Source organism: Acinetobacter sp. ABJ-A23_2 (genome assembly GCF_044538765.1).
Lineage (GTDB): Bacteria > Pseudomonadota > Gammaproteobacteria > Pseudomonadales > Moraxellaceae > Acinetobacter > Acinetobacter nosocomialis_A.
Window position 1 is genome coordinate 1 of the sequence record NZ_JBIUCP010000102.1, and the last position, 1,755, is coordinate 1,755.

Below are 1,755 nucleotides of genomic sequence, written 5' to 3' on the forward strand. Positions count from 1 at the left end.
CTTTACTAGGTTAATACAGTATCTTCGATAAAAATAGTATGTCTATATCCATAGACATACTATTTTTTCAACTTAATAAAAAATAATAATTTAAAGGAATATAGCTATGGAAGTTATTAGCATTCGTCCAAACTTTATTAAAACTTTTAATAATCCAAATAATGATTATTTCTGTATAGTAACTAATGAATCTTTGGAAGATAAAATTAAAATCACTGATGATTCTAACTATATTGAAAGTAAGATTATTTTATATAAACCTAATGATAGATTTGAAAATTTACTAGAAAATGTAATACCTGAGAATTCTCATGTATTAGTTATTTCTCCTGATGTTTTTTTTCAATCACCAGATCAGAAACATATTGGAAGCAAAAGAAAGTTGATTGCTATGGCATGCAATTCAACTCCAACGGATATAAATGCCATAAAGCATTTTATGGAAATAATTGAAAATACTGATCCAGACAGCCAACAGGAATTTGCTGATAGATTCTTTAGTATTGGTGAAGATTCAGATTTTTTAAGCTTTGTAGATCCCGTGAACAATACGTCAGCAACATTTAATCATTTAGATGAAAGCTATCTATGGAGTGAACAAGCTGGTCATTTGGGTTATGGGGAACAACAATTAGCTCCTGCAGGGGAAATTAGTGTTTTACCTTTGAGGATTCAAGAGTTTGATGAAACTTTACGTTTAGATTTTAATGGAACAATTGCATTACATGGAGTTCCAATTTTACATAATGGAACTGTTAGCTTCTTGCGAGAGGATCAAAAAAGAATATTTGATCAACTTATAGAAATCAAACACAACCCGATTATTGCTACTGTTGAAAATGGTGTTATCACTGCTCTTAGTGACCCAACTGGCAAATGTCCAAATGCTCTAAATATGTTAAACAGTATGTTCAATGTGGATTCCAGATATAGAATTCTTTGGGAAATTGGGTTTGGTGTAAATACACATAATAAAATACTCGATGGAAACCAAGCTATGAATGAAACCTTTGGTAATACTGATGGTGCTATACATTTTGGTTTAGGTTTAACACCCTATACACAATATCATTTAGATATAATTTGCCCAAATACTGTGGTTAAAAATAATAAGAATGAATACTTGATTGGAAAAGAAGGGAAAAAGATATTACGAAATAAATCAATTGGATGCCCTTGTATAGAATGATAACTAATACATCATTGCTAAGCAGAAGTATACCTGTTTGCTTAGCATTAACACCTATCGGTTTATTATTTGGTATTCTCGCTGGCCAACAGAACCTTCATCATTATGAGGTTCTATTATTAAGTATTTTCGGATTTTCGGGGAGTGGACAGTTTGCACTCTTAAGTTTTTATCAGAATAACTTTGTAGATATTGGATATTTAACAGCATTTTTACTTATATTAAGTATGAATGTTAGATATATTCCAATGACATTAATAAGTACTCCAAAAGATATTAAACTAAGTTCAAAAATTGTTTATTGCCATATACTTTCTGATGAATCTTTTGCTACTGAGAGATACACAGACACATATCATGATCATCTCAAAATCCGATTATATATTTTCTTTACATGGGTTCTATCTACTCTAGCTGGTCAGATATTATCGTCATATATACCTGATTATATATTAAGTTATTTAAATGTATCATTTCCTATTTCTGCAATTTTGTTTACTTTAAGCTTTATTAATATAAAACTTAAAACTACGAAAAAGAATGTTAAAGTTATATTTGTTCTATTT

2 protein-coding genes are annotated in these 1,755 nt (G+C 29.5%); both read left to right on the forward strand.

Annotation, left to right across the window (positions count from 1 at the left end; translation table 11 throughout):
- Nucleotides 1-106 precede the first annotated feature (106 nt).
- Nucleotides 107-1,189 carry a hypothetical protein gene (locus tag ACH63V_RS17980; protein WP_311086440.1) on the forward strand — a complete coding sequence of 361 codons (1,083 nt, stop codon included), beginning with the start codon at nucleotides 107-109 and terminating at the stop codon, nucleotides 1,187-1,189.
- Nucleotides 1,186-1,755: AzlC family ABC transporter permease (locus tag ACH63V_RS17985; protein ID WP_396464310.1), on the forward strand; the 570-nt coding region annotated here is incomplete at its 3' end. The genes ACH63V_RS17980 and ACH63V_RS17985, both read left to right, overlap by 4 nt.